This is a genomic window from Pseudoduganella sp. S-14, assembly GCF_049913285.1.
Taxonomy (GTDB): Bacteria; Pseudomonadota; Gammaproteobacteria; order Burkholderiales; family Burkholderiaceae_D; genus Rugamonas.
The window spans coordinates 5,051,379-5,076,333 of record NZ_CP183991.1; the positions used below are offsets into that span (position 1 = coordinate 5,051,379).

The 24,955-nt window shown below is 62.9% G+C and carries 26 protein-coding genes; 24 read left to right on the forward strand and 2 right to left on the reverse strand.

The features are described from left to right. The first annotated feature begins 13 nt into the window (after window positions 1–13). The 11 genes from ACN9MZ_RS23230 (at window position 14) to ACN9MZ_RS23280 (ending at window position 11,665) form a co-directional block, all read left to right on the forward strand. Window positions 14–1,105 (forward strand): histidine kinase, encoded by a 1,092-nt coding sequence (locus ACN9MZ_RS23230; protein WP_426339228.1) that lies wholly within the window; start codon window positions 14–16, stop codon window positions 1,103–1,105. After that, the gene (locus ACN9MZ_RS23235; RefSeq protein ID WP_426339229.1) at window positions 1,098–1,745 is read left to right on the forward strand and encodes a response regulator; all 648 of its coding nucleotides are present in this window, start codon (window positions 1,098–1,100) and stop codon (window positions 1,743–1,745) included. The genes ACN9MZ_RS23230 and ACN9MZ_RS23235 overlap by 8 nt, the downstream gene beginning before the upstream one ends. Window positions 1,746–1,858: 113 nt before the next feature. Continuing rightward, window positions 1,859–3,436 (forward strand): GGDEF domain-containing protein, encoded by a 1,578-nt coding sequence (locus tag ACN9MZ_RS23240; protein WP_426339230.1) that lies wholly within the window; start codon window positions 1,859–1,861, stop codon window positions 3,434–3,436. Window positions 3,437–3,726: 290 nt separating this feature from the next. After that, window positions 3,727–5,187 carry a flagellin gene (locus ACN9MZ_RS23245; RefSeq protein WP_426163726.1) on the forward strand — a complete coding sequence of 487 codons (1,461 nt, stop codon included), beginning with the start codon at window positions 3,727–3,729 and terminating at the stop codon, window positions 5,185–5,187. Window positions 5,188–5,263: 76 nt separating this feature from the next. After that, a complete protein-coding gene (locus ACN9MZ_RS23250) occupies window positions 5,264–5,638 on the forward strand; it encodes a flagellar protein FlaG (protein WP_426339231.1) in 375 nt (124 codons plus the stop codon). 178 nt (window positions 5,639–5,816) lie between these two features. Beyond that, window positions 5,817–8,471, forward strand: coding sequence for a flagellar filament capping protein FliD (fliD, locus tag ACN9MZ_RS23255; RefSeq protein WP_426318963.1), 2,655 nt, complete (start codon window positions 5,817–5,819; stop codon window positions 8,469–8,471). 21 nt (window positions 8,472–8,492) lie between these two features. Then, on the forward strand, window positions 8,493–8,930 hold the full coding sequence (fliS, locus tag ACN9MZ_RS23260; protein WP_426339232.1) for a flagellar export chaperone FliS: 438 nt from the start codon (window positions 8,493–8,495) through the stop codon (window positions 8,928–8,930). 12 nt (window positions 8,931–8,942) lie between these two features. Further along, window positions 8,943–9,269: a flagellar protein FliT gene (locus tag ACN9MZ_RS23265; protein WP_426339233.1), complete on the forward strand. Its 327-nt coding sequence runs from the start codon at window positions 8,943–8,945 to the stop codon at window positions 9,267–9,269. A 14-nt stretch (window positions 9,270–9,283) separates the two neighbouring features. Continuing rightward, window positions 9,284–10,561 (forward strand): flagellar hook-length control protein FliK, encoded by a 1,278-nt coding sequence (locus tag ACN9MZ_RS23270; protein WP_426339234.1) that lies wholly within the window; start codon window positions 9,284–9,286, stop codon window positions 10,559–10,561. Continuing rightward, a complete protein-coding gene (locus ACN9MZ_RS23275; protein WP_426339235.1) occupies window positions 10,548–10,904 on the forward strand; it encodes an EscU/YscU/HrcU family type III secretion system export apparatus switch protein in 357 nt (118 codons plus the stop codon). The genes ACN9MZ_RS23270 and ACN9MZ_RS23275 overlap by 14 nt, the downstream gene beginning before the upstream one ends. Window positions 10,905–10,930: 26 nt before the next feature. Then, window positions 10,931–11,665, forward strand: a complete 735-nt coding sequence (locus tag ACN9MZ_RS23280) for a flagellar brake protein (protein ID WP_426339236.1) — start codon at window positions 10,931–10,933, stop codon at window positions 11,663–11,665. Window positions 11,666–11,804: 139 nt separating this feature from the next. On the opposite strand, the gene fliE is transcribed toward ACN9MZ_RS23280, so the two are convergent. Further along, window positions 11,805–12,146 (reverse strand): flagellar hook-basal body complex protein FliE, encoded by a 342-nt coding sequence (gene fliE / locus ACN9MZ_RS23285; RefSeq protein WP_426339237.1) that lies wholly within the window; start codon window positions 12,144–12,146, stop codon window positions 11,805–11,807. A gap of 169 nt (window positions 12,147–12,315) precedes the next feature. On the opposite strand from fliE, the gene fliF reads away from it, so the two are divergent. From fliF to fliR, 13 genes are all read left to right on the forward strand, one after another. Further along, complete coding sequence (gene fliF / locus ACN9MZ_RS23290) at window positions 12,316–14,052, forward strand: flagellar basal-body MS-ring/collar protein FliF (RefSeq protein WP_426339238.1); 1,737 nt, start codon at window positions 12,316–12,318, stop codon at window positions 14,050–14,052. Next, complete coding sequence (fliG, locus tag ACN9MZ_RS23295) at window positions 14,045–15,043, forward strand: flagellar motor switch protein FliG (protein ID WP_426339239.1); 999 nt, start codon at window positions 14,045–14,047, stop codon at window positions 15,041–15,043. Before fliF ends, fliG begins: the two co-directional genes overlap by 8 nt. Then, window positions 15,043–15,789, forward strand: a complete 747-nt coding sequence (locus ACN9MZ_RS23300) for a flagellar assembly protein FliH (RefSeq protein WP_426339240.1) — start codon at window positions 15,043–15,045, stop codon at window positions 15,787–15,789. The genes fliG and ACN9MZ_RS23300 overlap by 1 nt, the downstream gene beginning before the upstream one ends. Window position 15,790: 1 nt before the next feature. Next, window positions 15,791–17,194, forward strand: a complete 1,404-nt coding sequence (gene fliI / locus ACN9MZ_RS23305; protein WP_426339241.1) for a flagellar protein export ATPase FliI — start codon at window positions 15,791–15,793, stop codon at window positions 17,192–17,194. A 34-nt stretch (window positions 17,195–17,228) separates the two neighbouring features. After that, window positions 17,229–17,669: a flagellar export protein FliJ gene (gene fliJ, locus ACN9MZ_RS23310; protein ID WP_426163753.1), complete on the forward strand. Its 441-nt coding sequence runs from the start codon at window positions 17,229–17,231 to the stop codon at window positions 17,667–17,669. A gap of 12 nt (window positions 17,670–17,681) precedes the next feature. Next, window positions 17,682–19,154, forward strand: a complete 1,473-nt coding sequence (locus ACN9MZ_RS23315) for a flagellar hook-length control protein FliK (protein ID WP_426339242.1) — start codon at window positions 17,682–17,684, stop codon at window positions 19,152–19,154. A gap of 129 nt (window positions 19,155–19,283) precedes the next feature. Further along, a complete protein-coding gene (gene fliL, locus ACN9MZ_RS23320; protein ID WP_426339243.1) occupies window positions 19,284–19,802 on the forward strand; it encodes a flagellar basal body-associated protein FliL in 519 nt (172 codons plus the stop codon). A gap of 14 nt (window positions 19,803–19,816) precedes the next feature. Then, complete coding sequence (gene fliM, locus ACN9MZ_RS23325) at window positions 19,817–20,797, forward strand: flagellar motor switch protein FliM (RefSeq protein ID WP_057260407.1); 981 nt, start codon at window positions 19,817–19,819, stop codon at window positions 20,795–20,797. Window positions 20,798–20,821: 24 nt separating this feature from the next. Beyond that, window positions 20,822–21,241 (forward strand): flagellar motor switch protein FliN, encoded by a 420-nt coding sequence (gene fliN, locus ACN9MZ_RS23330; protein WP_055930721.1) that lies wholly within the window; start codon window positions 20,822–20,824, stop codon window positions 21,239–21,241. Beyond that, entirely contained in the window at window positions 21,238–21,870 is a 633-nt protein-coding gene (fliO, locus tag ACN9MZ_RS23335; protein ID WP_426339244.1) for a flagellar biosynthetic protein FliO, read from the forward strand. The genes fliN and fliO overlap by 4 nt, the downstream gene beginning before the upstream one ends. Beyond that, window positions 21,860–22,618 (forward strand): flagellar type III secretion system pore protein FliP, encoded by a 759-nt coding sequence (fliP, locus tag ACN9MZ_RS23340; protein ID WP_426339245.1) that lies wholly within the window; start codon window positions 21,860–21,862, stop codon window positions 22,616–22,618. The genes fliO and fliP overlap by 11 nt, the downstream gene beginning before the upstream one ends. A gap of 11 nt (window positions 22,619–22,629) precedes the next feature. Continuing rightward, entirely contained in the window at window positions 22,630–22,899 is a 270-nt protein-coding gene (gene fliQ / locus ACN9MZ_RS23345) for a flagellar biosynthesis protein FliQ (protein ID WP_055930712.1), read from the forward strand. 3 nt (window positions 22,900–22,902) lie between these two features. Next, the gene (gene fliR / locus ACN9MZ_RS23350) at window positions 22,903–23,760 is read left to right on the forward strand and encodes a flagellar biosynthetic protein FliR (protein ID WP_426339246.1); all 858 of its coding nucleotides are present in this window, start codon (window positions 22,903–22,905) and stop codon (window positions 23,758–23,760) included. Here fliR and flgL read toward each other — a convergent pair. Further along, entirely contained in the window at window positions 23,718–24,947 is a 1,230-nt protein-coding gene (gene flgL / locus ACN9MZ_RS23355) for a flagellar hook-associated protein FlgL (protein WP_426339247.1), read from the reverse strand. The two genes, fliR and flgL, sit on opposite strands and share 43 nt — an antisense overlap. Window positions 24,948–24,955: the final 8 nt, after the last annotated feature.

Here is a 24,955-nt window from a genome sequence, read left to right on the forward strand (position 1 = left end):
CATCCAACCACTTATGCGTCCAGCCTTGCCGACCGCCCTCCACCATATCGCCGCCAACGCCCCCGGACTGGTCTACCAGTTCCGCCGCCATCCTGACGGCAGCGTGTCCTTTCCCTATTTGAGCGATGGCTGCCTGGCCCTGCTGGGCATCAACGCCGCCGAACTGCAGGCCGAACCTGAGCGTTTCCTGTCGCTGGTGCTGCCGGAAGATCGCCCCGCCTACCTGGAGTCGATGCAGTCCTCGGCCAATTCCCTGTGGAGCTGGAACTGGGAAGGCCGCATCTGGGTCGAGGCCTGGAAAGACGTCAAGTGGATCAACCTGCGCAGCACCCCGCACGTCCTGCCCGATGGCGGCGTGCAGTGGGAAGGCATCATGTCCAACATCACGGAGAGCAAGCAGGAGCAGCTTGAAGTGCGCGCCAGCCGCGCCCGGCTGGCCGAGCTGACCGCCCACATCGAACGGGTCAAGGAGCAGGAACGCGAACGCATCGCGCGCGAAATCCACGACGACCTGGGCGGCAACCTGACCGCCATCAAGATGGCCCTGGCCATGCTGGCCGCACGCCTGCCGGAAGGCGATGACACCCTGCAGCAGAAGGCTGCCTACGTCGACTCCCTGGTGGACCGTACCATCGATGCCGTGCATCGCCTGACGCTCGACCTGCGCCCATCGGTACTGGACTTCGGCCTGCTGCCGGCGCTGGAATGGCAGGTCAAGGAATTCGAAGCCCAGGCCGGCATCGCCTGCACCCTGCAGGCCAGCATGAAGGAACTCGAGTTGGACCCCGAACAGGCGACAGCCCTGTTCCGCATCGCACAGGAAGCGTTGACCAATATCGCCAAGCACGCACAAGCGAGCGCGGTCACCGTCAAGCTGACGCGCAGCCGCGGCGTGCTGACCCTGAAGATCAGCGACAATGGCCGCGGCATCCGCCCGGCCGACCGCGCCAAGCCCGACTCCTTCGGCCTGCGCGGCATGGCCGAGCGCGCGCGGGCGCTGGGCGGCACGCTCAACCTGGGCCATGCGGCCGGGGGCGGCACCGAAGTGGCGATCAAAATCCGCCTCCCGGCCCACGCGCCAGACGTTACAATTGGTCATGAGTGAAAAAGCCGTCATCAAAGTATTTATTGCCGACGACCATGCCATCGTGCGCGAAGGCTTGAAGCAGATCCTGGCCGAAACCAAGGACATCGTCGTCGCCGGCGAAGCGGAAAATGGTCTCGACGCCATCAAGCTGTTCCGCAAGTCCGGCTGCAATGTTTTATTGCTTGATATCTCCCTGCCCGACCGCAACGGCATCGAAGTGCTGAAACAGGTCAAGAAAGACAAACCCGAGCTGGCCGTGCTGATGCTGTCCATGCATCGCGAAGACCAGTACGCCATCCGCTCCCTCAAGGCCGGCGCCGCCGGCTACCTCACCAAGCAAAGTGCACCGAAAGAGTTAGTAAATGCAATCCGCCAGTGCGCCGCGGGGTTAAAATATGTTAGCCCGGCACTGGCCCAGGAATTGGCCAACCATGTCGGCGAGGACCATCAGGCTGCGCCGCACGAAACGCTGTCCGACCGCGAGTACCAGACCCTGACCATGATCGCCTCCGGCAAGACGGTGGGCGCCATTGCCAAGGAGCTATCGCTCTCGGTCAAGACTGTCAGTGAATACCGCTCTCGCCTGCTGGCCAAAATGAACCTGAAGAACAGCGCCGAACTCACGCACTACGCCATCAAGAACCAGCTGATCGACTAGAAAATGATGCCAAGAAGTAAGCACATTTACTCCCGTTTATCATCGAATCGTGCGACTGGACAGTGGCTTAACATGCTGGTAATCGGTAAACCTTAATGAAGGCTGTGCGTCAGATGTCTAGCAAACCCACCAATCCAGCCGCGGCGGATATGAATCCGGCTGATATCGCTCGCGAGGCATTCCGCCGCCTCGCTGTGCGCCGGATTGCCCCTACGCCAGACGCGTATCGTGACATCTACAATGAAATCGCCGGCATCGTGCCGGTGCCGCCGGCCCCGGTCGTGCAGGAGAGTCCGGCAGAAACCATGCTGGTCCAGTTCGCCGCCCGCCTGACCGACCAGCCGGGCGACCTGGCCGACTTTGGCCGCCGTTTCAACCGCGCCGTCAAGGCGCGCGACTGGGATACCTATGCCCGCACCCTGGCCGCCCTGGCCGAACGCCCCCTGGTCAAGGTCGGCGCCGGCGGCCTGGTGCCCGAAGAGAACAACGAGCAGGCGCGCCTGCTGCGCGAGCTGCTGAGCCGCACCCTGACCTTTGCCGTCGCTTCCCTGCTGTCCGACAGCCCGAACCTGGTGGCTGAAGCCGAGTCGCTCGGCGCAGCGACCAAGGAAGCGCATACCGAGGCTGCGCTGGCCGAGATCGGCAGCCGGCTGAAGGAACTGTGCTACCAGATCGAGATCCGCAGCGGCGACACCGCCGAGCAGCAAGAACTGCTGCTGCGCCTGTTCCGCCTGCTGCTGGAAAACGTCAGCGAATTGCTCGATGACGACTCCTGGCTGCGCGGCCAGATCGACGCCGTGCAAAACCTGATTGCCGGCCCGATCGACCAGCGTGCGCTGGAGGAAGCCACGCGCAGCCTGAAAGACGTCATCTATAAGCAGAGCCAGCTCAAGCACTCGATCACCGACGTCAAGGCCACAGTCAAGAACATGATGATGACCTTTATCGACCGCCTTGGCGCGGTGGCGACCTCGACGGGCGACTTCCACGAGAAGATTGGTGGCTATTCCGACAAGATCCGCGCCGCCCGCGATATCGGCGAGCTGAACCAGATCCTGGACGACGTGCTGAAGGAAACCCGCCAGGTACAGGGCGAAGCCTTGAAGGCGCGCGACAACATGATGGTGGCGCGGCAGGAAGTGCAGGATGCCGAAGCGCGCATCCACGCGCTGGAAGCGAAGCTGCAGCACCTGAGCGAGCTGGTGCGCGAAGACCAGTTGACCGGCTCGCTGAACCGGCGCGGCCTGGACGACGTGTTCGAGCGCGAAACCGCGCGCGCCGACCGCCGCGGCACCCCGCTGTGCATCGCCGTGCTGGACCTGGACGATTTCAAGAAGCTCAACGACACCATGGGCCACATCGCCGGCGACAACGCGCTCAAGCACCTGGTCAAGGTGGTCAAGGAGACCCTGCGCTCGATGGACGTGATCGCCCGCTTCGGCGGCGAGGAATTCCTGATCCTGCTGCCCGAGACCACCATCGAGGCGGCGGAAGCCACCATGACCCGCCTGCAGCGCGAACTGACCCGCCACTTCTTCATGCATGAAAACGAAAAGGTGCTGATCACGTTCTCGGCCGGCGTCGCCCTGCGCCGCCCGCACGAAGTCCAGGCCGACCTGGTCAAGCGTGCCGATGAAGCCATGTACAAGGCCAAGAAATCCGGCAAGAATCGGGTTGTCGTTGCCGAGTAAGCAATGACACACCAGCAAGCCCGCCCCTCCCGGCGGGCTTTTTTATTTTCTTTGCCCATGAAAAATATTTTTTTTCGGCCTAAAGTTCAGGAAAAGCCCGCCGTTTAAGCGGCACTCTGCAGGCAACTTGAGGGTGAAAACAGGGCGATTTACCAGCTGAATCGCCCTAAAGGTTCCCGTGTGGAAACCGTTACCCAAAACAACAGCGGCTTGATCGTCACAAGAACAGCGTGGCGGGCCAAAGTGAATGAGCAAATTGCCCAATCAGTAGTACCGAATGGAGAAATACCATGGCTTCCGTAATTAACACCAACATCTCGTCCCTGAACTCGCAGCGCAACCTGAACGCATCCCAGAGCAGCCTGTCGACCTCCCTGCAACGTCTGTCCTCCGGCCTGCGTATTAACAGCGCTAAGGACGATGCGGCTGGCCTGGCAATTTCGGACCGTATGAATTCCCAGATTCGCGGCATGAACCAGGCAATGCGCAACGCCAACGACGGCGTTTCGCTGGCGCAGACCGCTGAAGGCGCGCTGGCTTCCTCCGGCGACATCCTGCAGCGTATCCGTGAACTGGCGGTGCAGTCGTCCAACGCCACCAACTCCGCTTCCGACCGTCAGGCTCTGCAGACTGAAGTTGGCGAACTGGCATCCGAACTGAACCGTGTTGCCCAGACCACCAACTTCAACGGCAAGAACCTGCTGGACGGCTCGATGGGCACCGCTACCTTCCAGGTCGGCGCTGACGCTAATCAGACCATCCAGGCTGTTGGCGCCAACTTCCTGACCAGCACCTACGGCGACAACCGTATCGAAGGCGCTCCTGCCGCTGTGACCGCTGCCAATACCTCGGCTGCCACCACCGCTACCATCAATGGTTCCCGCGGTTCGGCAACCATCACCACCTTGGCCGCTACCAGCACCGCCAAGTCGGTCGCTGCCAGCATCAATGCACAGACTGCCAACACCGGCGTCACGGCCTCGGCCAAGACCGACGCTGCACTGACCCTGGGCGCTGAGTCCTACACCATGACCGTCGAAGGCGACAACGCTGGCTCCCCAGTGACCGTATCCTTCACCATCGGTACCGGTGCAAACTCGGCTGACGACTACGCTTCGGCGATCAATGCCTTCAATGCGCAATCGTCCAAGACCGGCGTTACCGCCCAGTATGACGAGACCAACAACAAGCTGAAACTGTCGCACTCGACCGGTTCTGACATCAAGCTGACCAACACCAAAACCGGTGGTAACACGGTCCTGAGCGCACAGAACTACAACGCCGCTGGCGCGCTGAACGGCGCCGCGAACGCGATGACCGCAGCTGCTGCCGTGTCGACCGTGATGGGTCGCGTGACCATGGACTCCGAGAGCTCGTTCTCGGTGACTGAGGCTGCTGCGACTGGCTTCAGCCTGGCTGGTGGTTCGACCCTGAAGTCGGTGGCAACCCTGGACGTTACGACCTTTGACAACGCCCAGCTGGCAATCAAGATCGCTGACGCCGCCCTGGCTTCGGTGAACAGCCAGCGCGCATCGTTCGGCGCACTGCAGTCCCGCTTCTCCTCGACGATCTCGAACCTGAGCGCGACGACCGAGAACCTGTCTGCATCGCGCAGCCGTATCGTGGACACCGACTTTGCTGCAGAAACCGCAAGCCTGACCCGCGGCCAGATCCTGCAACAAGCTGGTACCGCCATGTTGGCCCAGGCTAACTCGCTGCCTAACGGCGTGCTGAGCCTGCTGCGCGGCTAATCGCCAGTTCGCTAGGTAAAAAAGCGGTTCCCCGCTCCGGTTCGCCGGACCGGGGAATTTTCCGTAGGAGGTCTGCATGACTATCGATTCAATAACTGCTACTGCGCCACGCGCCGACCGCGGCATCGCGGCCCCGGATTTCGTGGCCCTCCCGGTGGCAGGCCGCAGCCCAGCTGCCGCGGTGGAAACCATCGATGCCGTTAAGGCCAAGGAGGCTGTGCCTTCCAGGAATGACGTGGAAGACGCGGTTGCCAAGCTGAACAAGTCGGTCCAGGAGCGGGCCCAAGGCCTGGAATTCTCCATCGACGACGACAGCAAGCGCACCATCGTCAAAGTGATCGACCAGCGCACCAAGGAAGTACTGCGACAGATTCCGACCCCGGAAGCGTTGCAGATCGCCAGGTCGATCGATGCCCGCCAGGGCGGCTTGCTGGTCGACCAGCAAGCCTGACCGCGGCACCTTCCCCAAGGCCCGGCCTGCCCATGCGGCAGTCCGGGCTTTTTTACGTTATGCTGTCCTGGCCAGGTTGTCATTTCGGACAGGAATAAACAGGTATTTCCCCCTCTCAAGTCCCCTTAGAATCTGCCGTAAACAAGTTAGACTTATCTTGTTTCCTCAGGAGTTTGCCGTGGCCCTTTCCAGCACCCCAGCACTATCATCTCCCGGTATCGGTTCCGGCTTGCAGGTCAACGACATCGTCGACAAACTGATGGCGGCAGAAGCGGCGCCACTGGCAGGCTACGACCGCAAGACCGCGTCCTACCAGGCCAAGGTGAGCGCCTTCGGTTCACTGACCGCAGCGGTCGGCGTGTTCCAGAGCGCCCTGGGCGGCCTGACCTCGGCCAACTCCTTCAAAGGCTTCTCTACCACGGTAGGCAACAAGGATTTGCTGACTGCCAGCGCTTCGGCCAAGGCAGTGGCGGGCAATTACAAGATCAATGTCAGCCAGCTGGCGCAGGCGCAGACCCTGATGACCACTGGCTTGGCGAGCAAGACGTCGACTATCGGCCTGGGCGGTTCGACAACCCTGTCCTTCCAGTTCGGTACGGCCAGCGGCAGCTTCGGCTTGCAAGGCACGGGCCTGAGCTCATCGATGCTGGCCAACGGCTTGGCCAATGGCTCGCTCAGCATCAACGGCACTGCCATTCCAACCTCAAGCGGCACCAATAGCGCCACGGCACTGGCAAATGCCATCAATGACAAGACCAGCACGACCGGCGTCACTGCCACGGTGGCGAATATTTTCTCCACCTTTGGCGACGTGGCGACCGATGGCACGGGCTCTTACGCGCTGAAAGTCGGCAACGTCACGATCGCCAGCCAGGGAGCAGGCGTCGCGGCGGGCGCCGGCGTCACGGCTGCTTCCCTCGATGCCGACCTGGCCAATGCGGGCGGCGCCACCGCTACCGCGCTCGCTGCTGCCGGCATCACGTTTACCGGCAGCGCCGCTGCCGGCACCCTAGAATTCCGCAGTGCCAGCGGCGCCAGCGTGGCCATCACCGAAACCGCCAGCGGCGTCACCGGCGGCGCCAAGACTGCGGCGGGCGCCGCGAATGCCGGGGCCACCTACGCTTCGGCCAGCAGCGTCACCCTGACCTCAGCCAACGGCAGCCCAATCACCATCGCCGGCAACAATCCTGCCGCCGCCGGCCTGACTGCCGGCACCGGCGGCAGCATGTTGGGCGGCGGTTTCAGCCAGGATGCCAGCCAGCCAACGGGTTCCGTCGTCATCGACAGCACCAACAACACCCTGCAAGGCGTGGCTGACGCCATCAACAAGGCCAGCCTGGGCGTGACCGCCACCATCGTGTCCGACGGCAGCGCGTCCCCGTACCGTCTGGTGCTGACGTCGAACAAGACCGGCGAAAACGCGGCCATGAAGATCAGCCTGAGCGGTGATGGCAGCAACCCGCCGGACGCAGCCCTGAGCAGCCTGCTCAGCTATGATCCGGCCGGCACCCAGTCGATGCAGCAGACCAGTGCTGCCCAGGACACCAAGCTGACTGTCAACGGCATTGCCGTCAGCAGCCACTCCAACACTGTCAACGAATCGATCCAGGGCGTGGGCCTGACGGTCAACCAGGTCGGCAGCACGACGCTGAACGTGGCGCGCGACACCAACAGCGTGAAGACCAACCTGACGGCCTTCGTCAAGGCGTACAACGAACTCAACGGCGCGCTGAAAAAACTCACCGCCTATGACCCGGAAACCAAGAAAGCCGGCGCGCTGCAAGGTGACCCGACCGCGCAATCGATGCAGGCACAACTGCGCCGCATGATGAGCGGCCAGATCACCGGCCTGTCCGGCAGCCTGACCAATATGGGCCAGGTAGGCATTTCCTTTGCAAAAGACGGCACGCTCAGCCTCGACGACGCCAAGCTGAACAAGGCAATCGAGAAGAATTTCGGCGACATCGCCGGCCTGTTTACCGCCATCGGCAATGCCACTGACCCGAACGTAAGCTTTGTCAGCTCGACTGCAAAAACCAAGCCGGGCAGCTATGCGCTGAACATCACGGCCCTGGCCAGCCAGGGTGCATTGACCAGCTCGGCAGCGCTGGGCAGCACCACGATTGCCGCCAACACCACCTGGGCGGTGACCCTCAACGACACCACGCCCAGCAACTCGAAAAATATCGCCAATGTCACCATCCCGGCAGGCACCTATTCGCCCGCCGAACTGGCCAAGATCGTACAGTCGTCGATCAACGGCACAGCCGCCTTCTCGGATACCGGTTCCAGCGTCACCGCAGCGATCGACGGCAGCGGCAAATTGGTGCTCTCGTCCAGCAAATACGGCTCGGCCTCGAATATCGCCCTGACCAGTGTCAGCGGCAGCACCGTGGACAGCGTGTTCGGCGGCGCAACGCCGGTGGTCGGCACCGACGTGGCCGGCACCCTGGGTGGCAAGGCAGTGGTCGGAACCGGCCAGACCCTCACCGGCGCCGAGGGCACCGATGCAGAAGGCCTGAAGATCGACATTACCGGCGGCGCCCTGGGCGATCGCGGCACCGTCTCCTTCTCCCAAGGCTATGCCTACCAGCTCAACAACCTGGCCACGTCATTCCTGGGCAGCAAAGGCTTGCTGACGACCGTGACCGAAGGCTTAAACAAGAGCATTAAGGACGTGGCCAAACAGCGCGACGCCTTCTCTTCCAAGCTGGACGACATTGAAAAGCGCTACCGCACCCAATTTACGCGGCTTGACGCAACCTTGGCGAAAATGCAGAGCACGCAAGCGTATTTGACTCAGCAACTGGCGGCTATTGCCTCCAACAGCTGAGCGCAGGAATAAGGAGAGATTATGTTTGGAACTACTTCACGCGGCGTCAACGCCTACGCGAAAGTCGGTCTGGAAACCGGCGTCAGCTCCGCCTCGCCGCACAAGCTGATCGTCATGCTGTACGACGGCGCCCTGGCTGCGATCATGACTGCGCAGACCCAAATGAATGCAGGTAATGTGCAAGAAAAAGGCAAAGCCATCTCCAAAGCCATCCGCATCATCGACGATGGCTTACGTGCCAGCCTGGACAAGGAAGCCGGCGGCGAGATCGCCCGCAACCTGGATGCCTTGTATGACTACATGAGCCGCCGCCTGCTGGAAGCGAACCTCAAGAACCAGCCTGAAATCCTGGACGAAGTGCGCGGCCTGCTGGCCGACCTGCGCGATACCTGGAACCAGATCGGCGGCAACCCTGCCGCGACAACCAATGCCCAGCCTGCTGCTTTGTCCAGCATGTAATCGAGGATGACAATGACGAACGTGGAAGTTTTAACCGCCTACACCGCCATGGCAGCACTGACCCACAAGATGGTGGCAGCGGCTACGATGTCCGACTGGGACGGACTGGAAGTACTGGAAAGCCAGGTAGCGGCCCAGGTGGCCCTGCTGCGCGGCAATGAGGAAGCAGTCGTGCTGGACGCCGCCGAGCGCCAGCAGAAGCTGGGCCTGATCAAGCAGATGCTGGACGACGATCGCCAGATCCGCGACCTGACCATGCCCTGGATGGCCCAGCTGTCCAAACTGATCAACAACACCGGCACTGAACGGCGCCTGGCCGCCGCCTACGGCGCCGTCTGAGCGGGGCGGCTGCCATGCTGCCCCCGCGCCTGGATGTCCGGGGCGTCAGCGCCACCAGCGCGGCATCTGCCGCGCCAGCGGTGGCCGCGCCGCGCCAGGAAGCCTTCCAGCGCGCCCTCTCGCAAATGGTCGGGCAAACCCTGCCCGCCCAGGTCCTCAGCAAATTCTCCGATGGCAGCTTCCTGGTGCGCGTGGCCGATACCAATGCGCGCATGTTGCTGCCAAACGGCATCAATGCCGGCGATGAACTGCCGCTGACCGTCGTCAGCGGCCAACCGCGCGCCACGCTGCAGGTGGGCGCCGGCAGTCCGCAAGCGGGTCAGATGGCGACCTTTGTGTCCGGCGACCAGATGCCCGACATGCCGGCCCAGGGGCGCCTGCCGTCGCAGGAAGCGGCCATCCTGAACCTGAGCGGCAAGCAACCGCAGGCAGCCGGCGGCGCAGAAGCCGGCCAAACTGGCGCCGCGCAAGCCCAGGGCCGCGCGCTGAGTGCCGGCGCTGCCCTGCTCAGCAAAGCCCCGCTGGTGCCGTCCGACCAGTTGCCCTCGCTCGGCAAGGACACGCCGCAGGCCGCGCTCAGTCCCGCCGCACGCGCCATCGCCAGCGCACTGGCCTCCGCCTACGCGACGCCGGGCATGCCGGTCACCATCAACGGCAAGGCGCCACTCAGTGCCGGCGGCCCGCCCGATACGGGAAAACTCAGCCAGGGCTTGCAGCGCGCCCTAGGCGACAGCGGCCTGTTTTACGAATCCCATGTGGCCGAATGGGCCGCAGGCAAGCGCTCGCTGCAAGACTTGCAGCGCGAGCCGCAAATGCAGCGCCAGGCCGCCGCGCAAGGTGCTGGACAAAGCCAGGTTGATGCCGTGGCGAAAGCGTTGGCGGGCCCCGACCTGTCCGCAGCGCAAATGATCAACCAGCAGTTGCACACCCACGAGCAAGGTAAGGTCATGTGGCAAGGGGAAGCCTGGCCCGGCCAGCAAATGCAATGGCTGGTCGAGCGCGACCAGCAAGGGGACGCCGGCGGCAAAGGCAGCCGCCGCGAAGGGCGGGATGGCGAAGCCGATCCCGTCTGGCGCAGCGGCGTGCGCTTCCGCTTCCCCATGCTGGGCAAGGTCGCGGCCAACGTCACCCTGGTTGGCGACCAGGTGCACGTTGCTGTCCAGTCCGGCTCGGAAGACACGGCTGCCACCCTGCGCGCCTGGGCCAGCGCCTTGCAGCAAGCCATGGATGCCGCAGGCGCACCGCTGACCTCCCTCGCCATCAACGCGGAGGGCAACGATGGCGCCGAGTGACCAGAACGAGCAGCCGCGCAAGCCCCTGCAAAGCGCCGTCGCCCTCGCCTACAAGAGCGGCGAAGCGGCACCAAAAGTCGTTGCCAAAGGACGCGGGTTGGTGGCCGAGCAAATCATTGCCGTCGCCGCCGAACATGGCGTGCACATCCACGAGTCGAAAGAACTGGTATCGCTGCTGATGGAAGTGGACCTGGACCACCAGATTCCGCCGCTGCTCTACCGTGTAATTGCAGAACTGTTAGCGTGGCTTTATCATATTGAAGCAGCGCAAAAGACTGGCCAGCCCCCGCCTCCGGCGCCCGATCTCAGCGTACCGAATGAATCCCCCAAAAACGGACTTTGATGCACAGCTATATTTCGGAATCGGACATGGAAAACTGGCATGATTTCGAGGTCGCATCGCGCCGTGAGATCACGGCGCTGCTGCGCAGTATCGGCGAGAAAAACCAATTGATCCGCATGCTCGTCAAAGGCGAGTCCGATGTGTGCGTCACGTCGATCCTGGAAGTCGATGCCGAGGGCGGCAATGTCATCCTCGACTGCTCCATCAGCCCCGACCAGAACCGCCGCATCCTTGGCGCCAAAAGGCTTTCCTTCGAAACCACGCTGGACAAGATCCGCATCATGTTCAGCGGCGAGCACATCGAATCGACCACGTTCGAAGGCAGCCCGGCCTTCAAGATGCCGTTGCCGGCCAGCCTGGTGCGCCTGCAGCGCCGCGAGTTCTACCGCATCGCCACGCCGGTCACCAACCCCGTGCGCGTACTGATCCCGCAGCCGGCTGAGCTGGGCGGCGGCAGCAAGCCGTTCCCGCTGTCCGACATCAGCTGTGGCGGCATTGCGATCCTCGACAACAGCCTGGAATTGGGCGACACGATCGGCAAGGTCTACAACGACTGCCGCATTGAACTGCCTGAAGTGGCCACGATCACTACCGGCCTGCAGATCCGCAACTCGCTGGAACTGACGCTTTTAAACAACAAAACCAACCGCCGCCTCGGCTGCCAGTTCGTCGACATGCCGCGCTCCTCGCTGACCGCCGTGCAACGCTACATCACCAAGCTCGAGCGGGAACGCAACGCCCGCATCGCCGGCCTCGAATAAAAGTCGGGGTCAGGTCTGTCATTTGGACACTCCCGCATATTCTTTGATCTACCTCAATACGCAAATTCGCGCCGTTTTGCGTATTGAGGTAGATCAAAGATATGGCTTGGGTGTCCGAATGACAGACCTGACCCCGACCTTATACCTGCATGTTCATGATGTCGTGGTAGGCCTGCACCAGCTTGTTGCGCACCTGGACAGTGGCCTGGAAGTTGATGCTGGCTTTCTGCATCGAGATCATCACGTCCGACAGGTTGACCGAGTCGTCCCCCATCTGGAAACGCTTGGTCAGTCCTTCTGCCTTGTCCTGGCTGGCCTGCACCGCGTCCAGCGCGCCTTTCAGGGCGTTGGTGAAGTCGGGCTTCTCGGCCACTTTCTCGGTCTGGATCGCCGGGGGCGTGGCTGACGGCCGTGTGGCCGCCGCATGCAGCTGGGCGATCATGGCCTGGATTTGGCTAGAATCAATTCCGCCTGTTCTCATTAGTTGACTCCAAGATACAATATTCCTGTTTTCAGGCTTCCAGAATACCCGTGTGAAAGCAAGGCGATAGCCTTGAGCAGCAAGGCAAACGGCCCCCTGTTCGCGCATTTAAAGGGCGCAACATCGCCTGATAATGTGCAACAGGCCCATTAACCCACAGTGATTACCCATGGCTGCAGCCGCCGAACAAATCGATCTCGACGATCCCGAAGCCCAGCAGGCGCCCAAGGGCCGCTTCGCCTTCTTCCAGACCCCTATGGGCAAGATGGTGATTCGCGGCGCTGCCGTGGCGGGCATCCTGGCGCTCATCCTGATCCTGTGGCTGTGGAATAAGGAGCCGGATTACAAGGTCCTGTTCGCCAATTACACCGACAAGGACGGCGGTGCCATCACCGCGGCGCTGGACCAGATGCAGGTCAAGTACAAGCTGGCCGAGGGCGGCCAGGCTATCCTCGTGCCGGCCGAGCAAGTGCACAATGTGCGCCTGCGCCTGGCTCAGCAGGGCTTGCCGAAAGGCGGCAATGTCGGCTTTGAAGTCATGGAAAACCAGAAGCTGGGCGTGTCCCAGTTTCTGGAACAGGTCAATTATCAACGTGCCCTGGAAGGCGAGCTGGCGCGTTCGATCCAGTCCATCGGCGCGGTGGAGTCGGCGCGCGTGCACCTGGCCCTGCCGAAGCCGTCGGTCTTCGTCCGCGACCAGCAGAAGCCCACCGCTTCCGTGATCCTGCAACTGCATGCCAATCGCATGATCGATCCGGCCCAGGTCAGCGCTATCGTGCACTTGGTCGCTTCTTCCGTGCCGGAACTGTCGCCGGCCAATGTGACCGTGGTCGACCAGGCCGGCAACCTGGTGTCCGACATCAACAAGAACGGCAACGCTGCCAACAACGCCAAGAACCTCGACGCATCCCAGCTCAAGTACGTGCAAGAGATGCAGAAGCAAGTCATCAAGCAGGTCGAGTCGATCATCACCCCGATCGTGGGTGAAGGCAATGTGCGCGCCGAGGCTGTGGCCGACGTCGACTTCTCCGCCATCGAGCAAGCCGCCGAGACCTACAAGCCGAACTCGCCGCCCGCCGCTTCCGCCATCCGCAGCCAGCAAAGCAGCGAGACCAGCGGCAATGCCAACGCTAACCCCGGCGGCATCCCTGGCGCCCTGTCGAACCAGCCGCCGGGCGTCGCCACGGCCCCGCTGACGACCACGCCGCCAGGCGCTGCCGGGGCGCCGGGCCAGCCAGGCACAGGCGCCGCGACTACCGCGACCGGGCCAAGCCATAAGGAATCGACAACCAATTATGAAGTCGATAAGACTGTGCGCTATGAACAGAAGGCAATGGCCGGACTGAAGCGCATGACCGTCGGCGTCGTAGTAAACTATCGTCGGAGCATCGATAAAAACGGCAAGGTCGTCGTCAAGCCGCTGAGTGCTGACGAAATGGCCAAGATCAACAGCCTGGTCAAGGAAGCCATGGGCTACAACCAGGACCGCGGCGATTCCGTCAGCGTGGCCAACGCGCCCTTCGACGGCGTCGACAGGGAACCGGAGGCACCGCTGGAATGGTGGCGCGACCCGGCCAACCTGCCGCTGGCCAAGGAACTGGCGAAATTCCTGATCACGGCCCTGATCCTGCTGTATATCCTGCTGCGTATCGTGCGTCCAATGATGCGTCCGGTGTTCAAGAAGATCGATGCGATCAACGAGCCGGAGCCGGAACCGGAACCGGAACCGATTGTCGAGCCGCTGGGCCCGACACCGGAAGAATTGCTGGCGGAGGAGATCGCCAAGATGGAAGAAAACACTGCCCGCACCTACCGCGACAACCTGGCGCTGGCGAAGAAACTGGCCGCGGAAGACCCGCGCATCGTCGCCAACGTCATCAAGGAATGGATAGGCAACAATGACTGAGAATACCGGACTGCAAAAGGCCGCCATCCTGATGCTGGCCATGGGCGAAGCCGAAGCGGCCGAGGTGATGAAATTCCTCGGCCCGCGCGAAGTGCTGAAGCTGGGCGCCTCGATGGCCACCATGAAGAACATCCCGCATGAAATGGTGGTCGATGTGCTGGACGATTTCCGCGACCAGTACGCGGCCGCTTCCACCGTGGGCCTCGATTCCGACGAATACATCCGCCAGGTGCTGACCAAGGCGCTGGGCGACGACAAGGCGTCGGTCCTGCTGTCGCGCATTTTGGGCGGCAAGGATGCTTCCGGCATCGAATCGCTGAAGTGGATGGATTCGCAATCGGTCGCCGAATTGATCCGCAACGAACATCCGCAGATCATCGCCACCATCCTGGTCCACCTGGAGCGCGACCAGGCCTGCGAAATCCTGGGCCACTTCACCGACCGCCTGCGCAACGATGCAGTGCTGCGTATCGCCACGCTGGACGGCGTGCAGCCGGCGGCCTTGCGCGAGCTGAACGACGTGCTGACCAAGCTCCTGTCCGGCAATGAAAACATCAAGAAATCGACCCTGGGCGGCGTGCGCGCCGCGGCCGAGATCCTGAACTTCATGTCCGGCGAGCAGGAACAGAACGTGATGGACAATATCAAGAACTACGACAACGACATGGCGCAGAAGATCATGGACGAGATGTTCGTGTTCGACAACCTGATCGATGTCGACGACCGCGGCATCCAGTTGCTGCTGCGCGAAGTGCAGTCCGAAATGCTGATCATTGCGCTGAAAGGCGCGTCGCAGGACCTGCGCGACAAGATCTTCAGGAACATGTCGGCGCGTGCGTCGGAAATGATGCGCGAAGACCTGGAAAACAAAGGCCCGGTACGCCTGTCCGAAGTGGAGACGCAGCAGAAGCAGATCCTGCAGATTGTGCGTCGCCTGGCGGATGAAGGCCAGATCGTGCTGGGCGGCAAGGGTGAGGATTCCTTCGTCTGATGACCAGCATCCCAAAAGAAAAACAGACTGCCTACCAGCGCTGGGAGTTGCAATCCTTCGGCGACGCGCGCCCGAGCGTGGTGGCCCAGCGCGAACGCGATGAGGCGGAAGTGCGCGCCGCCCTGGCCGCCGAAGCGGCAGCGCTGGCGGAAGTCGAGCAAGCCGAATACGCGGCGGCCCCCCCCCCTGCCCCTGAATATCCAAGCGAAGAAGAACTGGCCGCGATCCGCGAGGAAGCACGCCAGCAAGGCTATGATGCCGGCTTCAAGGCCGGCCATGACGATGGCGTGGCGCAGGCGCTCGACGAAGCGCGCGCAGCCACCGAGCAAGCCATTGCACCGGTGCGCGAGATCGCCGACAACTTCAGCACCGCGCTGCGCGAAGCCGACCAGGCCATCAGCAACGAAGTGCTGGAGCTGGCGCTGCACCTGGCCAAGGGCATGATCAAGACTGCCCTGCGCGTGAAGCCGGAACTGATCCTGCCGATCGTGCGGGAGGCCATCGAATACCTGCCGGTGCTGCAGCAGCCGGCACTGCTGATCCTGAACCCGGAAGACGCCGCCGTGGTGCGCGAGAGCATTGCCGAAGAACTCGACAAAGGCGGCTGGCGCGTGATCGACGACCCGACCGTCGAGCGTGGCGGGTGCAAGGTCGATACGGCCTCCAACCAGATCGATGCCACCGTGGCGTCGCGCTGGCAGCGCCTGAGCCTGGCGCTCGGCAAAGACATAGACTGGATCGACTGAGATGGGCGCCCCCGACCCACAAGTGCACGCGGGCCGCTGGCGTTCTTACCTGAACGATTGCGCAACGCTGGTCGATTTCGTCGAACCGATGCAAGTGTCGGGCCGCGTCACCCGCGTGGCGGGCCTGGTGATGGAAGCGGTCGGCCTGCGCCTGGCAGTCGGTGCGGCCTGTACCGTGCCCCTGCCCTCCGGCGGCAAGGTCGAAGCCGAAGTGGTCGGCTTCGAGGGTGACAAGCTGTTCCTGATGCCGCAAAGCGACGTCGAAGGCATCATCCCCGGCACCCGCGTGTTTCCGGTAGAACAGAGCGTGCCGAAGCCCGGCAGCGTCAACCACCCGCGCCGCCGCCCCAGCGACCGCGCGCGCCATTTGCCCGTTGGCCCCGAGCTGCTTGGCCGCGTGGTCGATGGCGCCGGCCGCCCTCTTGATGGCCTGGGCCCGATCCAGACCAACGATTCGGCGCCGATCAATGTGCGTCCCGCCAACCCGCTGGGCCGCGCACCGATCGTGGAAACGCTGGACGTCGGCGTGCGCTGCATCAATGCCATGCTGACGGTGGGACGCGGCCAGCGCATGGGGCTGTTCGCCGGCTCCGGCGTCGGCAAGTCCGTCCTGCTCGGCATGATGGCGCGCTACACCGAGGCCGATATCATCGTGGTCGGCCTGATCGGCGAGCGGGGCCGTGAGGTCAAGGAATTCATCGAACAGATCCTGGGCGAGGAAGGTTTGCGCCGTTCCGTGGTCGTGGCAGCACCGGCCGACACGCCGCCGCTGATGCGCATGCAGGGTGCGGCCTACGCCACCGCGATCGCCGAACACTTCCGCGACAAGGGCCAGAACGTGCTGCTGATCATGGATTCGCTGACCCGCTACGCGATGGCGCAGCGCGAAATCGCCCTCGCCATCGGCGAGCCGCCAGCCACCAAAGGTTACCCGCCATCGGTGTTTGCAAAATTGCCAGTGCTGGTCGAGCGCGCCGGCAATGGCGAACTGGGCGGCGGCTCGATCACGGCCTTCTACACCGTATTGACCGAGGGCGACGACCAGCAGGATCCGATCGCCGACTCGGCGCGCGCGATCCTGGACGGCCACATCGTGCTCAACCGTCGCCTGGCCGAAGCCGGCCACTATCCGGCAATTGATATCGAACAGTCCATCAGCCGTGCCATGCACTCGATCACTTCGCACACCCACCAGAACCAGGCGCGCCGTTTGAAACAGTTGTTTTCGCGCTACGAACGCAGCCGCGACCTGATCGCTGTCGGGGCATACACGCCGGGCACCGATCCGGTGCTTGACCAGGCCATCAACCTGCACGATAAGATTGAACAATTCCTGCAACAGCAAATTACGGAGCAGGTGAACATGCCCGAGAGCTTGGGGCAGTTAACCTCGCTATTCGACTGATTGGTGCGTTTGGCCTTGCATATAATTGAGCATCATGGCCTCTACCCAGCAACTTGAAACCCTGATCGACCTGGCGCAGCGGGAAACCGACGACGCTGCCAAGCGCCTTGGCGCGGCCTTGAAAGCCGTGGCGGACGCGGAAGAGAAGCTGAACATGCTGGTTGGTTACCGCGACGAGTATGGCCGCCGTTTCGACGCTTCGCAGCAGCAAGGCATCACGCCGATGGCATATCGCAATTTCCAGGCTTTCATGGAGAAATTGGATACTGCGATCCAGGGCCAGCAGGAAGTGGTGCGCCACAGCAAGGCACGCGGCGACAAGGAGAAGCAGTTGTGGCAGGACGCTGAACGCAAGCGCATGTCCTATTCCACCCTGCGCGACCGGGCCGAAGCCCAGGAGCTCAAGAAGGAAGCCAAGCGCGACCAGAAGGCCATGGATGAACACGCCTCCCGCCAGGCATTTTTCAAACGCTAGACTGATTCGACCATGCAAACCCAGACTGTACAGAACTCCCCTCTCCTTTCCGGCAACACGGCTGCTGGCCGCTCGTCCAATGCCGCGCAGGAAGACAAGCAGTTCGCACAGGCCCTGAGCAAGCAGATCGAACGCCAGGCCAAGGCCTTGCCGCCATCGCTGCAACCGCAGCAGGCCAATGCCGCCGCGCGCCGGGCCGATGCGCCAAAACCGGCCGCGCAGCCGCATGCCCAGGCCAGCCAGCCAGCAAAGCCGGCATCCGGCGCGCCACCGAGCAAGCCAGCTGCGCAGGCGCCTGCCAAGGCCCAGCAGGGCAACCAGGCAAGCAATGGGGCGGTGCCCGCCGACACACAGCCGGCATCGGCCGATGCCGCAAACGCCGGCGCATCCAGCGGCTCCAGCACTTCCGCCCAAGCCCCCACCGGCGCCGAGGCCGCAACCGAACAAACCGACAGCCAGCAAGCCGCCGGTGAAGCCGCGGCCGACATGCTGGCCATGCTCCAGGGCCTGACCCAGCCGGGCGCCGCCGATGCGGCCGCCGCAGCAAGCGCTGCTGCCGCTGCTGCCGCTGCCGCTGCGGCCGGCAAAGACAATCGCGCTGCCGATGCGGAACTGGCAGGCGACGCCGTCCTTTCCGGCAAAGGCGGCAACGTCGGCATTGCCGAACGCCTTCCGGTGGAAGGCATGCCCATCGACCAGGAAGCACTGTTGGCAGCGAAAGCTGTTGCCGATGGCGCCGGCAAAGCGCAAGACCCCGCACTGGCGGACACCCTGGCACAAGCACGCCGTGGCGCTGCCGCCGAAACCGGCGACGCCAGCGCATCTGCCGCGGCCACCGCCGGCAGCGACAAAGCCGCCGCACAAGCGCGCCCGGATTTCCAGGCCGCCCTGCAGCAAGCCAGCGCCGACGCCGGCAAGGCTGCCGACGCTGCCGCACTGGACGCCAAACACGCCATCCAGCCGCAAGCGAGCGCTCTGCAGGCCGCAGCGACAGCCATGGCCCCGGCCGGCGCAGCGAATGCACAAGCCGCCCAGGCATTGGCCGGCAACTCCTTGCACGCCCGCGTCGGCAGCCAGGGCTGGGATCACCAGCTGGGCCAGAAAGTTGTTTGGATGGTCAATGGCGGCGAGCAGAGCGCGACCCTGACCCTGAACCCGCCCGACCTCGGCCCGCTGCAAGTGGTGCTGAGCGTCTCCAATGACCAGGCCAGCGTGGCCTTCACCGCTGCCCAGCCGGAAGTGCGCGAAGCGCTTGAGCAAGCGCTGCCGAAGCTGCGCGAAACCATGGGTGAAGCCGGCATCACGCTGGGCGACACCAGCGTTTCCTCCGGCAGCCAGGACCAGCAGCAAGCGTTCGCCGACATGGCAGCCGCCGGCCGTGGCCGCGGCGTCGTCAATGGACAGAATGACAATACGGAGCAGGCCCCGCAAGCCGCCCCTCAAGTACGCCGCAGCGTGCTCAGCGCTGTCGATACGTTCGCCTAAGGCAGAGATAGCCCTGCTTCCTGCCTCTTTTCGGCGCATCGCTCCCCGAAAGCTTTCGCGATAATGACATAATGGCGTCATGATCCAACTCTTGCATCCAAGGCAGCAGAATTGAAAGCGAATCCAAAAATGAAGGCTGATGCTAAGGCAGAAGCAGCACCGCCGGCAGGCGGCGGAAAGAAGAAGCTGATCATCATCCTGGCAGCCGTGCTGGTGCTCGCACTGGCCGGCGGCGCCGGGGCCTGGTTCATGCTGCATAGCGATAGCGGCGACGAACATTCCGAAGAAGCCAAGCCCAACAAGAAAGCCAAGAAACCGGCCAAGAAAGCCGGTCCGCCGGTGTATATCCCTGTTGACCAGTTCACGGTCAACCTGCAGCCGGAAAATGGCGACCAGTACCTGCAACTGGCGATCACGCTGCAGGCCAGCAGCCTGGAAGAGTCGGAGGTCATCAAGACCAATATGCCGAAGGTGCGCAGCCGCATCCTGCTGCTGCTGTCGAGCAAGCACGCATCCGAGATCAACACTCCGGAAGGCAAGCAGCAATTGAGCAAGGACATCATGGAAGCTGTCAACTTGCCGTTTGAAAACGGCGGCGAGGCGCAGGAAGTATCCGAAGTTTTGTTTACCGCATTCATCATCCAGTAAGGCCCGGGTGAAGCATGGCTGATAATTTTCTCTCCCAGGAAGAAGTCGATGCCCTCCTGAAGGGCGTCAACGGCGACCAGGACGACGTCGCTGCGCCGGAGGAGACCTCGGGTGTCCGGACCTACAACCTGGCGACGCAGGAACGCATCGTCCGGGGCCGTATGCCGACCCTGGAAATTATCAACGAGCGTTTCGCGCGCCTGCTGCGCGTGGGCCTGTTCAACTTCCTGCGCCGCAGCGCGGAAGTGTCGGTCGGCTCGGTGCGCGTGTCCAAGTATTCCGAGTTCATCCGCAACCTGGTGGTGCCGACCAACCTCAACCTGGTGCACATGAAGCCGCTGCGCGGCACCGCCCTGATGGTGTTCGACCCGGGCCTGGTGTTCCTGCTGGTCGACAACCTGTTCGGCGGCGACGGCCGTTTCCACACCCGCGTGGAAGGCCGCGACTTTACCCAGACCGAGCAGCGCATCATCCTGCGCATCCTCGATATCGTATTCGAGGCCTATACCAAGTCGTGGGAACCGGTGTACCCGGTCGAGTTCGAGTACATCCGTTCCGAAATGAATACGCAGTTTGCCAACATCGCCACGCCGAACGAGGTGGTGGTGGCGTCGACCTTCACCATAGAACTCGGTTCGGTGTCGGGCCAGATCCACTTCTGCATGCCGTATTCGATGATCGAGCCGATCCGCGACGCGCTGACCTCCTCGCTGCAGGGCGAGGCGCTGGAAGTGGACAAGCGCTGGATCCGCCTGATGACGCAGCAGATCCAGATTGCCGAAGTGGAACTGGTGGCCAAGCTCGGCACCGCCAAGGTCAGCTTCGACGAAATCCTGAACATGAAGGTCGGCGACGTGATCCCGCTATCCATCCCGGAAACCATCGAAGCGACCGTGGATGGCGTGCCAGTGCTCGACTGCACCTACGGGGTGTTGAACGGGCAATACGCATTGAAAGTGGAGAAACTGCTGGCAAACGCGGATAATATGAAATAAAGCTAGGAAAGCTAGGAGAGAAACATGGCGGATAATCAAGACGACGATACAAGCATGGATGACGATTGGGGCGCCGCGATTGCCGAGCAGGCCGCTGCCGAGGCTGCCGCTATGCAGAACCAGGCTGCCACTGCTGCCGTGTTCAAGGACTTTTCCAAGCAGCCGAACAAGACCGAAACCCATAACGATATCGACTTCATCCTCGATATCCCGGTCCAGCTGACCGTGGAGTTGGGCCGCACCAAGATCGCCATCAAGAACCTGTTGCAACTGGCGCAGGGCTCGGTGGTGGAACTGGATGGCCTGGCCGGCGAACCGATGGACGTGCTGGTCAACGGCTGCCTGATCGCGCAAGGCGAGGTGGTGGTGGTGAACGACAAGTTCGGTATCCGCCTGACCGATATCATCACGCCTTCCGAACGCATCCGAAAATTGAATAAATGAAGCAGCGCATTCCTGCCCTTCACCTGCTGCGGCCGCTGACCATGGCGGCCGCCCTCTGCCTCGCCGGCGCGCCTGCGCTGGCGCAGCAAGCCTCCGCCCCCGATACGATTGCCACCAGCAAAGCCGGCAGCATTGCGGCGCCGGTGGAAGATCCCGCCAACCCAGGCCAGCCGGCCGCTGCGCCTGCGCCCGTCATCGGTCCCGAGGAACGTGCCGCCATGGCCGGCGCCCGCGCCGCCAACGCCCAGGCGCCGACCAATGTGCTGGCGGCTCAAGCACCGTCTGCTGCCGGTTCGCTGCTCCAGACCATCCTGTCGCTGGGCTTTGTCATTGCCCTGCTGGTCGGCCTGGCCTGGCTGCTGAAGCGCTTCGGTCCGAAACACATCACCGGCGGCACCAAGGTCAAGCTGGTCGGCGCACTGAGCGTCGGCGCCCGCGAACGCATCCTGGTGGTGGAAGTCGGCGAGCAATGGATCGTGGTCGGCGCCTCGCCTGGCCGCATGAATGCCCTGGCCACCATGCCGCGCCAGGAAAGCGACGAAACCGAACTGGCCGGCGCCCAGCCAGTGCCGGGTGCGAATTTCGCCGAATGGTTCAAACAGACCATTGAAAAGCGCAATGGCAAATAAGCGCGCATGGCGCATGGCCGGCTGCGCGACCGCCGGCGCGGCGCTCTTGCTGCCATTGCTGGCGGCAGCCGAGCCAACCATCCCGGCCTTTACCAGCACGCCCGCCGCGGGCGGCGGCACCAACTACGGCCTGACGCTGCAAACGCTGATCCTGATGACGGCGCTGACCTTCATCCCGGCAGCGCTGCTGATGATGACCGGCTTTACCCGCATCGTGATCGTGCTCTCGCTGCTGCGCCAGGCGCTTGGCACGCAGTCGGCGCCGCCCAACCAGGTCATCATCGGCCTGTCGCTGTTCCTGACCTTCTTCGTCATGAGCCCGGTATTCGACAAGATCTACACCGATGCCTGGGTACCGCTGCAGGACAACAAGATCACCATGCAGCAAGCGATGGAGCGCTCGGCCGCGCCGCTGAAGACTTTCATGCTGAAGCAGACGCGCCAGTCCGACCTGGCCCTGTTCGTCAAGATTTCGCGCAGCCAGGAATTGCAGGGACCGGAAGACGTGCCGCTCAAGATCCTGGTGCCGGCCTTCATCACGTCCGAGCTGAAGACCGCCTTCCAGATCGGCTTTGCCATCTTCATTCCCTTCCTCATCATCGACATGGTGGTGGCGTCGGTGCTGATGTCGATGGGTATGATGATGATGTCGCCCGCCGTGATTTCGCTGCCGTTCAAGCTGATGCTGTTCGTGCTGGTCGATGGCTGGCAATTGCTGCTGGGCTCGCTGTCCCAGAGCTTCTACTAGGGAGGCTGGCAATGACGCCTGAAACAGTCATGACCATGGGCCGCCAGGCCATGGAAGTCACGCTGATGGTGGCCGCGCCGCTGCTGCTGGTGGCGTTGCTGATCGGCCTGGTGGTCTCGATCTTCCAGGCCGCCACCCAGATCAACGAGGCGACCCTGTCCTTCATCCCAAAGCTGGTCGGCGTGTTCGTCACCCTGGTCGTGGCGGGACCGTGGATGATTTCGGTGATGGTCGACTATATGCGGCAAGTGCTGACTGGCATTCCCTCGCTGGTCTCGTGACCGATGCTGGTCGTCACCGCCGCTGAACTGAACACCTGGATCGCCGCCCTGCTGTGGCCGGCAGCTCGCATCCTGTCGCTGATTGCGGCCTCCCCCATTTTCGGCAATGCCCGCATCCCGCAGAACGTCAAGCTCGCGCTGGGCGTGTTGATCGCCATGGTGGTCGCACCAGCCGTGCCGGCCATGCCGGCGCTCGATCCTGCCGGCTGGGCCGGACTGTCGGTGCTGGCGCGTGAAATCGTGATCGGGGCCGGCATGGGCTTCGCGATGCGGCTGGTGTTTGCCGCAGTGGAAATGGCGGGCGAGATTTCCAGCCTGACCATGGGCCTCGGTTTCGCCAGCTTCTTCGACCCGATGTCGCAAGGCCGCTCTTCGGCGGTGTCGCAGTTCCTGGTGTGGATCATGACGCTGGCGGTGCTGGCCGTGAATGGCCACCTGGTGCTGATCGAAGCGCTGGCGGAAAGCTTCTATACGCTGCCGGTGGCAGCCATTTCCTTCCACAACGACGGTTTCTGGGACCTGGCGCTGTGGGGCTCCAAGATTTTCACGGCTGGCCTGCAATTGTCGCTGCCGGTGGTCGCCGCGCTGCTGATCACCAACGTCGCGCTTGGCATCCTGACGCGCGCCGCGCCGCAACTGAACCTGTTCGGCATCGGCTTCCCGATCACGCTGGGCGTGGGCTTCCTGACGATGACCATGACCCTGCCCTACATGAGCATGCCGCTCCAGGTGCTGGTTAACGAGGGCATAGAAAAAGCGCGGCAATTGCCGCGCGAGTGGGATAGCCGGACAGCCCGGCCGCCAATGCCGGGCAAGCCTCAGATCAAGTTAAACAACGACAAACCGGTCAGCGCCTTGTAGGATTTCTGCGCTGCTTCCAGCGTGGTTTGCTGCTGCGTAAAGCGGGAAATCGCTTCCACCGGGTCCAGGTCGACCAGGTCGGACAACTGGCTCGCATATTGCAGGTTCAGGTCGTCGCCAGCGCTGTCGAGGTGATCCAGCTCGCTCAGGCGGGCACCGACCGATGCGCGTACCGACAGCACGTTGTCCAGCGAGTTGGTGATGTTCTGGTTGGCCAGGTTCAGCGCGTTCGTCAATGCCGTACCTGCCTGCGGCGTACCGCTCGGGCCGCGCAATGCAGCGATCAGGCTTGTCATGGTTTCGAACACCGACTGGTTCTTGCTCGGGTCAACGTTGAACACGTCGCCGTTGGCCGGTGCTCCGGTGATATCCATCTGGATGCCGTCGAAAGCAATCGGCTGGCCGGACACATAGGGGACGTTCGACGCGACGGCGGTGCCAGCAGTGACGTCGTTGACGGTATAGGTGGTCACCGCCGGCGTGCCGGTCACGGTGAAATTCAGGGTGTAGTTGTGGCCAGTCACTGCCGAAGGGGTCTTCACCACGCCCGGGGAAATGATGCCGGTGCCGCCACGGGTATAGTTGTTCGGGTCGACGCTGGTCTGGAAGGTGCCGTTGCCGGTGATATTGCTTTCAAAGATGGCAGAGCCCGTCTCGCTGGTGGCAATCTTGCGCGACGACGCTACTTGCAATTCGCGCTGTCCCTGGTCGCCGTTGTAAGTGGCGCCAGTGGCGGAACGGGTAAATGGCTGGATGTCGCTCTTGTAGCCGGAGAACAGGTAGGCGCCGCTGCCGTCGGTAGCGTTGGCCTGGCCCAGCAAGTCTTCCAGGCGCCCCTCCAGTTCCTTCGCCAGCGCTTCGCGGTCGGCGAGCGTGAAGCCCGGGTTGCCGGCGGCGACGATCTTGCTCTTGACTTCCTGCAGCAAGTCGTCGGTGTTCGCCAGCGTATTGTCCACCAGCGACAGCGAGGCATTGGCGTTCGTGCGGTTGGTGACGTACTGGGTGTTGATTGATTTCGACTGCGACACTTCCAGTGCGCGCGCCGACGCGACCGGGTCGTCCGACGGTGTCACGACGCGCCGCATGGTCGATAACTGCAGCTGCGTCTTCTGCAGTTGCGCCTGCAGCGTGTTCAGCTGGCTGACGCCGTTTTCGTAAATCGTCCGGGTGGCAATACGCATGACCATGATGCTAT

Bases quoted from the DNA above. Each gene is read 5' to 3' on its own strand.
- ACN9MZ_RS23230 (WP_426339228.1), top strand. From the start codon at position 14: ATGCGTCCAGCCTTGCCGACCGCCCTCCACCATATCGCCGCCAACGCC.
- ACN9MZ_RS23235 (WP_426339229.1), top strand. From the start codon at position 1,098: ATGAGTGAAAAAGCCGTCATCAAAGTATTTATTGCCGACGACCATGCC.
- ACN9MZ_RS23240 (WP_426339230.1), top strand. From the start codon at position 1,859: ATGTCTAGCAAACCCACCAATCCAGCCGCGGCGGATATGAATCCGGCT.
- ACN9MZ_RS23245 (WP_426163726.1), top strand. From the start codon at position 3,727: ATGGCTTCCGTAATTAACACCAACATCTCGTCCCTGAACTCGCAGCGC.
- ACN9MZ_RS23250 (WP_426339231.1), top strand. From the start codon at position 5,264: ATGACTATCGATTCAATAACTGCTACTGCGCCACGCGCCGACCGCGGC.
- fliS (WP_426339232.1), top strand. From the start codon at position 8,493: ATGTTTGGAACTACTTCACGCGGCGTCAACGCCTACGCGAAAGTCGGT.
- ACN9MZ_RS23265 (WP_426339233.1), top strand. From the start codon at position 8,943: ATGACGAACGTGGAAGTTTTAACCGCCTACACCGCCATGGCAGCACTG.
- ACN9MZ_RS23270 (WP_426339234.1), top strand. From the start codon at position 9,284: ATGCTGCCCCCGCGCCTGGATGTCCGGGGCGTCAGCGCCACCAGCGCG.
- ACN9MZ_RS23275 (WP_426339235.1), top strand. From the start codon at position 10,548: ATGGCGCCGAGTGACCAGAACGAGCAGCCGCGCAAGCCCCTGCAAAGC.
- ACN9MZ_RS23280 (WP_426339236.1), top strand. From the start codon at position 10,931: ATGGAAAACTGGCATGATTTCGAGGTCGCATCGCGCCGTGAGATCACG.
- fliE (WP_426339237.1), bottom strand. From the start codon at position 12,146: ATGAGAACAGGCGGAATTGATTCTAGCCAAATCCAGGCCATGATCGCC.
- fliF (WP_426339238.1), top strand. From the start codon at position 12,316: ATGGCTGCAGCCGCCGAACAAATCGATCTCGACGATCCCGAAGCCCAG.
- fliG (WP_426339239.1), top strand. From the start codon at position 14,045: ATGACTGAGAATACCGGACTGCAAAAGGCCGCCATCCTGATGCTGGCC.
- ACN9MZ_RS23300 (WP_426339240.1), top strand. From the start codon at position 15,043: ATGACCAGCATCCCAAAAGAAAAACAGACTGCCTACCAGCGCTGGGAG.
- fliI (WP_426339241.1), top strand. From the start codon at position 15,791: ATGGGCGCCCCCGACCCACAAGTGCACGCGGGCCGCTGGCGTTCTTAC.
- fliJ (WP_426163753.1), top strand. From the start codon at position 17,229: ATGGCCTCTACCCAGCAACTTGAAACCCTGATCGACCTGGCGCAGCGG.
- ACN9MZ_RS23315 (WP_426339242.1), top strand. From the start codon at position 17,682: ATGCAAACCCAGACTGTACAGAACTCCCCTCTCCTTTCCGGCAACACG.
- fliL (WP_426339243.1), top strand. From the start codon at position 19,284: ATGAAGGCTGATGCTAAGGCAGAAGCAGCACCGCCGGCAGGCGGCGGA.
- fliM (WP_057260407.1), top strand. From the start codon at position 19,817: ATGGCTGATAATTTTCTCTCCCAGGAAGAAGTCGATGCCCTCCTGAAG.
- fliN (WP_055930721.1), top strand. From the start codon at position 20,822: ATGGCGGATAATCAAGACGACGATACAAGCATGGATGACGATTGGGGC.
- fliO (WP_426339244.1), top strand. From the start codon at position 21,238: ATGAAGCAGCGCATTCCTGCCCTTCACCTGCTGCGGCCGCTGACCATG.
- fliP (WP_426339245.1), top strand. From the start codon at position 21,860: ATGGCAAATAAGCGCGCATGGCGCATGGCCGGCTGCGCGACCGCCGGC.
- fliQ (WP_055930712.1), top strand. From the start codon at position 22,630: ATGACGCCTGAAACAGTCATGACCATGGGCCGCCAGGCCATGGAAGTC.
- fliR (WP_426339246.1), top strand. From the start codon at position 22,903: ATGCTGGTCGTCACCGCCGCTGAACTGAACACCTGGATCGCCGCCCTG.
- flgL (WP_426339247.1), bottom strand. From the start codon at position 24,947: ATGGTCATGCGTATTGCCACCCGGACGATTTACGAAAACGGCGTCAGC.